Source organism: Galactobacter valiniphilus, assembly GCF_003575975.1.
In the GTDB taxonomy this organism is placed as follows: Bacteria; Actinomycetota; Actinomycetes; order Actinomycetales; family Micrococcaceae; genus Galactobacter; species Galactobacter valiniphilus.
The window spans coordinates 1-6,586 of record NZ_QQXK01000048.1 but is presented as its reverse complement, the minus strand read 5'-3'; the positions used below and the strand labels follow the sequence as shown (position 1 = coordinate 6,586).

Genomic DNA, 6,586 nt, shown 5'->3' with positions numbered 1-6,586 from the left:
ACGAGACCGCCTACGCGGAGACCACGTCCGCTACCCTCGCGGAAGCGGCATAACCGAACCGACACCGTGTCCACGATCGAGGGTCAAGGCCCGTGAGAGGCCTGGCCGGCCATGGCCAGTTCAGCGTCCGCGGCTGCGGTAGCTTCCGCTCACCCATCGGCCGCCTTCGACCTGGCCGGGGACCCAGACCCGCGGCCGGCCACGGTCGGCCAAGTTTGATGGCGGGGTGAACGACGGCGTCTCCTCGAGATCCTGCGAGGTCGCCCTCGCGGCCACGTCTGATCCAAACCGCTCCTGCCTGCTTGGCATGACCAGGACGTTCTGGCTGCGCATGCCCTCGGGCAACTCTGCCGCGGCCGCTTCGAAGGCGGCCGGCAGTTGGGACTGCATCTGCACGAGCATCTCGTGGAACTCGGCGCGGGGAACGCCAAGAGTGTCGGCTGCGCGAGCAAGGTTGCGGCCGGAGATGTTACGGAAGCGGCGTTCCTTGCCGTAGCGGACTGCCGCGGAGCTTTTGAACTGCACTCGTTTCTCGTCCCAGATGCCGTGAGCGGAGATCAAGTCGTAGGCCGGAGCCAGGCGCACCGCTTTGCCGCTGAGCAGAAGGCTGTGGTTCTTTGCGTGGGCGTCGACTCCGGCGGTGAGGAGGTTGAAGGCGAAGAGCTGCGCCAGCGCATGGAGATCAGTGGCCGCGACGGCCCGTGAGGAGTTCTCGCGCACAACGTTAACCATGTCGTGCATGGTTGGGCCGCCGTCCTCCTCGTACTTACGAGAGGGCAGTAGCGACAGTGCTTGGCAGAAGTCCTCCTGGTGCATCCGCAGGGTGCCCGTGCTGGTCGTCAGCCGGTCGTAGCGCTTCGTGACGAAGGCCGGAAGGCCAGCGAAGTCTTCGATTTCAACGGCAGCTACGGTGAGGCCCAGACGTTTGGCTGCGCGCATCGTGACGAACTCGACAGCCTGAATCTCGGAGTTCGTGTGCCCGTGCGTGGTGACCATGCCCGGCTTGATGATGTGCGTGCTTGGGGTGCGCCCGTTGGGTTCGTGCCAGACGCCGTCGACGAGTGCGAGGGCGAACTTGCCTTGATTGCCGCCTAGGGAGAAGCGGCCCTCGTCCTCGTCTGTGTCATCGACCCAGTGGTCTGGATCTTCGATGATTTCGTGGATCCGCTCTGCGATGCGGGCGTCGGTGATCGGTGCTGTCCCGCCGAGGGTTGATGGCTCAAAGCCGCGGGGCACGACTTGGACTGCACCGGGGGCGTCCTGGCCCATGTGGCGCAGCAAGGAGAAGGGGTCGTTGCGCGTTTCGTGGAATTTCGCGGCCCAGCGGTCGCGGACTTCGACGGCGTCGGGGAGCAGGTTGGAGAGCCACGGCATGACTTCCTTGGGTCCGTAGTACTGCTGGACCAGCGGCATGCTCACGGAAAGTGGCGTCGCCGTGCGTAGTGTCAGGTGCTCGTCGCTGTACGCGAACTCGACGTCGTCGCTCTGGCCGCGCATCAGCGTGCCGGCGAGGTGGCCGTTGAGCCACACGTCGAGCAGGTCGTCACTCTCGGACATCACAGCCCCTCGAAGATCTCGCGGAACGGATCGGCGTTGCCGGCCGGCTCCAGGTGCATCTCCTGCTTGAACGTTGCGGCGACACTGAGCACGGCCTCCAGTGTTGGCTTGATGCGCTCGGCCTCGATTTCTTGCACCCACCGCCGGCTCATGCCGGTCGCCCGGGCGAGTTCGTCTTGGGTCATCTTGGCGCCGATGCGGTGGGAGCGCACGAACGCGGCGAAGTCGCGGGTGGATCCGATAAACATGAGGCCTCCAGTGAAGCGCAGGATACTGTGCGCACCACTATATGCACATTATCCTGCGCTCTCAAGGAAAAGCGCAGGATAATGTGTCAGGCAGTGGAGGACTAGCTGTACTGCCCCGCCAGGTTGGGTACGCGGTTGGCGGGTGTGGAGCCTCTGAGTGAGGTGTGGCCGCGGTGGTGATTGTAGTGGTGCAGGAATTCGGGGAACACGGCAACGCGCTCTGATTCGCTCTTGTAGGGGCGGGCGTAGGCCCATTCCTCTTGCAGGGAAGTCGAAGCGACCTGGGGCATCTACCAGCGCATGATCATCGCCTACCGGGAACCCGACAAGAAGCTCGGGAAGAAGCTCACGCAGGCCGTGATCGACTCCGTCACCGCCGGGGTCCCCGCGGCGCTCGTCGAGGTCCGCAAACCCGGCCGGACACTGAAGCAACGCGCGGCCGACATCCTCGCGTTCTTCGACCGGCCCGGCACCTCGAACGGGCCGACCGAAGCGATCAACGGGAGACTCGAACACTTCCGAGGCTCCGCCCTCGGCTTCCGCAACCTCAGCCACTACATCGCCAGATCGCTGCTCGAAGCCGGAGGATTCAGACCCCAACTACACTCCGGATTGCGATGAGCCTCTTTGAACTCCTTCTGGACACCCTCATGAGTGACGACCCGAACCTGACCGTCTATAAGGTTAGCCCGCACGAGGTCACTGATATTGCTCGCGGAGAACGGGTCGTACGCGCTCATCAGCCATCCGATCCTGCGCTCAGCCCAAAGAACCGTTCGAAGAACGCTCCGAGCTTCTGGATCACGCGTTGCTTCTTCTCGCCATGCCCGCCGTCAGCAGAGAACCGCGACACCGGCGGCAGTACCTTCGTGATTGCTGTGCCGGTGGTGCGGATCTGTCCGTCTCGGAACGCAGTTTCGACGAAAACGCGGGTCTCGTCGGGGCGGAGGTTCTCCTCGTTGATGATCGTGTCGAGTTCGGCCCCCCGCTTGGCTGCGATGAACGCTCGCCATTCCTGATCGATCTCGCCATCCACAGAGAGGGAGTCGACGAAGTCTTCGATGAGGTCCTTCTTGTTGCGCAGGGTCGGGCTGGCGTCCACGGCGCGCGAGATCTCCGCGCGGATCTCCTTGTCGTCACCGTCGCCGCGTTCGTCGCGATACTTCTGGACGAGCATGAGGATGTAGTCGACGTTGATCTCGACCTGCTTGATCAGTTCGATCTCGAAGACGACGTCGTCGTTGATCTGTTCCTTGTCGGCGTCCTTGTCCTTGCGGAACTCCGCGTACAGGTCGAGATAGACGCTGCGGTAGTCCTGGCCCTGCCGGTCGGTGAGTATTGCGTTGCCGGTGAACTCGTCGAACGAGGTGAGGATGTTCTGCAGGCGCAGGATCGCACCGAACAGCTTGATGAACTCCTTCTGAGCGGCTTCGCCGATGATCGGCTGACCGAGGGGGAAGGTACTGAGCAGTTCGGTGACCTTCTCGGCGTAGTCGTTGTAGTACTCGCCGTAAGGTTTGAGCAGCACGACGCCGCGGGCGTCCTTGTTGCCGAACAGTGCGATCGCGTCGTTGGTCTCGTCTTCGAGGTCGCGGAAGCTGACGATGTTGCCGTAGGTCTTGACGGAGTTCAGGATGCGGTTCGTGCGCGAGTACGCCTGGATCAGCCCGTGCGCGCGCAGGTTCTTGTCAACGAACAGGGTGTTTAGCGTGGTCGCGTCGAAGCCCGTCAGGAACATGTTCACAACGATGACGAGATCGATCTCGCGGGTCTTGAGCTTGAGCGAGAGGTCCTTGTAGTAGTTCTGGAACCGGTCAGCAGAGGTGTCGAACGACGTGCCGAACATGTCGTTGTAGTCCTGGATCGCATCCTCAAGGAACGATCGCGCATCCATGCTCAGCGCACCGGTGTCGAAGCCCTCTTCATCGAGCGCGCCATCTTCGACGGCGTCGTTCGCACCATAGGAGTAGATAAGACCGACCTTCAACCGCTTGTCTGATGGCAGGCCTTCCTGCTGCAGCTGGAAGTGGTTGTAGTACGTTCGGGCGGCCTCGATGGACGCGGTCGCGAACAGCGCGTTGAAGCCACGCACGCGGCGCTCCCCGAGCGTGTAATGCTCAGCACGCTTCGTCTTCTGATCGAAGTGCTCCAGCGTGTACTTCACGATGTCAGAGATACGTCGTGGGTCGAGCAGCACACTCTCTTTGTCGATCGCGGAGACCTGACTGTCGTCGGGGCTGCCAACCTTGATCGTGTTCACGTAGTCGATCCGGAAGGGCAGCACGTTCTTGTCGGTGATGGCATCGACGATCGTGTACGTGTGCAGCTTCTCGCCGAACGCCTGCTCGGTGGTCTTGAGCTGCGGGTTCCCGCCACTGCCGGAGTTCGCCGCGAAGATCGGCGTGCCAGTGAAGCCGAAGAGGTTGTATCGCTTGAAGGCCTTCGTGATCGCGGTGTGCATGTCGCCAAACTGGGAACGGTGGCACTCGTCGAAGATGATCACGACGTGCCCGTCGTAGATCGCATGCCCCTTGTTCGCGGCGATGAACGTCGAGAGCTTCTGGATCGTGGTGATGATGATCCGCGCACCCGGGTCTTCGAGCTGCTTCTTCAACACCGCGGTTGAGGTGTTCGAGTTCGCCGCACCCTTCTCGAACCGGTCGTACTCGCGCATCGTCTGATAATCGAGATCCTTACGATCCACGACGAACAGCACCTTGTCCACGCTCGGCAACTTCGACGCGAGCTGCGCCCCCTTGAACGAGGTCAGGGTCTTGCCAGAACCGGTCGTGTGCCACACATACCCGCCCGCGGCCACGCTGCCGAGGGTCTTGTAGTTGGTCGAGATGTCGATGCGCTGCAGAATCCGCTCGGTCGCGACGATCTGGTACGGGCGCATGACGAGCAACATCCGGTCGGCCGTCAACACGCAGTATTTCGTCAGAATGTTCAGCAGCGAGTGTTTCGCGAAGAACGTCTTCGCAAACGCCGAAAGGTCGGTGATCGGCTTGTTCTGCGCGTCCGCCCACCACGAGGTGAACTCGAACGAGTTGGATGTCTTGCGCACCCGCTTCGAACCCGCCGACTCGCTCAGATGCTGACGACGAGTAGTGTTCGAGTAGTACTTCGTCAGCGTCCCATTGCTGATCACGAACAACTGCACGTACTCGAACAGACCCGAGCCTGCCCAGAAGCTGTCGCGCTGATAGCGATCGATCTGATTGAACGCTTCACGAATATCGACGCCGCGACGCTTCAACTCGATGTGCACCATCGGCAGTCCATTCACGAGCAAGGTCACGTCGTATCGGTTCGAGCGAGCAGAACCGCCGTCGCCCTGACCGATCTCGAACTGGTTGATAACCTGCAGCCTATTGTTGTGAATGTTCTGCTTATCGATCAGCGTGACGTTCTTGATCGAACCGTCATCCCGCTTCAGCAGCTGGACATGGTCTTCCTGGATGCGCACGGTCTTCTCGACGATGCCGTCGTTCGCACCAGCAATCCGCTCAGAGAAGAACTGCTCCCACTCCGTGTCGGAGAACCTCATCGCATTCAATGCCTCAAGCTGGGTGCGCAGATTCGCGACCAGCAGCGCCTCCGACGTTATCGGCAGATACTCGTACGCCTGCAACTGCAACAACCGGATCAGCTCACGCTCAAGATCCGCTTCAGACTGATACGACGACGCACCCGCTACGTCGGGGATGTACTCGGCAACAACCGTGCTCTCAGACGAGACTGCGATCGGAGCATACTTACGAGGACTCAGATCACTCATGCCGCTGCCGCCCATCTGTACGTCTTCAGGAACTCGTGAAACTCGTTCGTGAAGGCTTCCTTGTGCTCTGCTGCCACCTCGGAAGTGTCGATATCACCGAATCGGTCATGGCTGTATAGATTGAGGACTTTCGTCAGCAGGGCTGCATCAGGCCCTCGCAGCAGAGACCCCCAACCGCCTGTGTAGCCCAGGAAATTTGCCGTCTTCTCAAGCAGTGCACGGAACTGATTGAAATGGGCACGCTCGATCGCATTCACGGAGATCGCCCTTTGAATATCGTGGATAATTCCCAGGTGGTAACTGAAAGGTGAGTCGTGCGATTGCTTTCTCAGTAACCATCCCTCAGCTGAATCATGTTGAAGAACGTAGGCTCGACTCTTCTTCCGATGGAGCGAGTTGAACAGAACGTTAAAGAAAAGAGCGTGATGGGTTGTGATGATAAATTTCAGGCCCAGCCCCGATGCTCGCTTGATGAGCTCCGCCAAAGCGAGCGCCACTGACACGATGCGCACATCGTCCATGGATGACACCGGGTCGTCTATGACCGCAAGCTTTAGCTGGTCGTAGTGGGCCGTAGAACGCAGTTCTGGACTGTCACGAAGCGTCTCGATCGCTTCGCTCAAGACGGAGTAATAGACGCTCCAGACAAATATGCTCTCCTCGGCTCGAGATACCTTGATGCCGTCCGCCGAATTGTCATCACCCTTGTGTATACCAAAAGTGATCTCACCTCTTTCGAAGTCGAGTTTTGGCTCAATTCTGCCGCTGGTAAAAGCCTGAAAGTTGTCGACGATCGCACCGTCAAGACCTTGAGTCACGATAGTTTCTAGTAGCTCTGACGTATGGTTCATCTTGAGTACAACTCGCTCGTTATCCCAGGTGAAAACGTCCTCAACAAACGAGTTGTAAAGCACGACACTGTCGGCTCTTCCTACTTCAGGTGGGGGTGGGTCAGTCCGCCGCCGATGAGGAGCATGCGTAGTCGGTAGTGCTCGCGGTT

General features: G+C 60.2%; 4 protein-coding genes and 2 pseudogenes. 1 reads left to right on the top strand and 5 read right to left on the bottom strand.

Translation table 11 applies throughout. The features are described 5' to 3' along the window. Nucleotides 1–120: 120 nt before the first annotated feature. From DWB68_RS15430 to DWB68_RS15420, 3 genes and pseudogenes are all read right to left on the bottom strand, one after another. On the bottom strand, nt 121–1,557 hold the full coding sequence (locus tag DWB68_RS15430; protein WP_119426008.1) for a HipA domain-containing protein: 1,437 nt from the start codon (nt 1,555–1,557) through the stop codon (nt 121–123). Then, nucleotides 1,557–1,805: a helix-turn-helix transcriptional regulator gene (locus tag DWB68_RS15425; RefSeq protein ID WP_119426007.1), complete on the bottom strand. Its 249-nt coding sequence runs from the start codon at nt 1,803–1,805 to the stop codon at nt 1,557–1,559. Before DWB68_RS15425 ends, DWB68_RS15430 begins: the two co-directional genes overlap by 1 nt. A gap of 101 nt (nt 1,806–1,906) precedes the next feature. Next, nucleotides 1,907–2,074, bottom strand: a pseudogene (locus DWB68_RS15420) (integrase core domain-containing protein); the annotation flags it as partial. Between DWB68_RS15420 and DWB68_RS15415 the strand changes: the two are divergent. After that, nucleotides 2,073–2,426: pseudogene (locus DWB68_RS15415) on the top strand (transposase); the annotation flags it as partial. The pseudogenes DWB68_RS15420 and DWB68_RS15415 sit on opposite strands and share 2 nt — an antisense overlap. Nucleotides 2,427–2,544: 118 nt before the next feature. Here the strand turns inward: DWB68_RS15415 and DWB68_RS15410 are convergent. Together DWB68_RS15410 and DWB68_RS15405 are read right to left on the bottom strand one after the other, a co-directional pair. Further along, nucleotides 2,545–5,586 (bottom strand): type I restriction endonuclease subunit R, encoded by a 3,042-nt coding sequence (locus DWB68_RS15410; RefSeq protein ID WP_119426009.1) that lies wholly within the window; start codon nt 5,584–5,586, stop codon nt 2,545–2,547. Continuing rightward, nucleotides 5,583–6,500 (bottom strand): anticodon nuclease, encoded by a 918-nt coding sequence (locus DWB68_RS15405; RefSeq protein WP_119426005.1) that lies wholly within the window; start codon nt 6,498–6,500, stop codon nt 5,583–5,585. Before DWB68_RS15405 ends, DWB68_RS15410 begins: the two co-directional genes overlap by 4 nt. Nucleotides 6,501–6,586 lie beyond the last annotated feature (86 nt).

Bases quoted from the DNA above. Each gene is read 5' to 3' on its own strand.
- DWB68_RS15410 (WP_119426009.1), bottom strand. From the start codon at position 5,586: ATGAGTGATCTGAGTCCTCGTAAGTATGCTCCGATCGCAGTCTCGTCT.
- DWB68_RS15430 (WP_119426008.1), bottom strand. From the start codon at position 1,557: ATGTCCGAGAGTGACGACCTGCTCGACGTGTGGCTCAACGGCCACCTC.
- DWB68_RS15425 (WP_119426007.1), bottom strand. From the start codon at position 1,805: ATGTTTATCGGATCCACCCGCGACTTCGCCGCGTTCGTGCGCTCCCAC.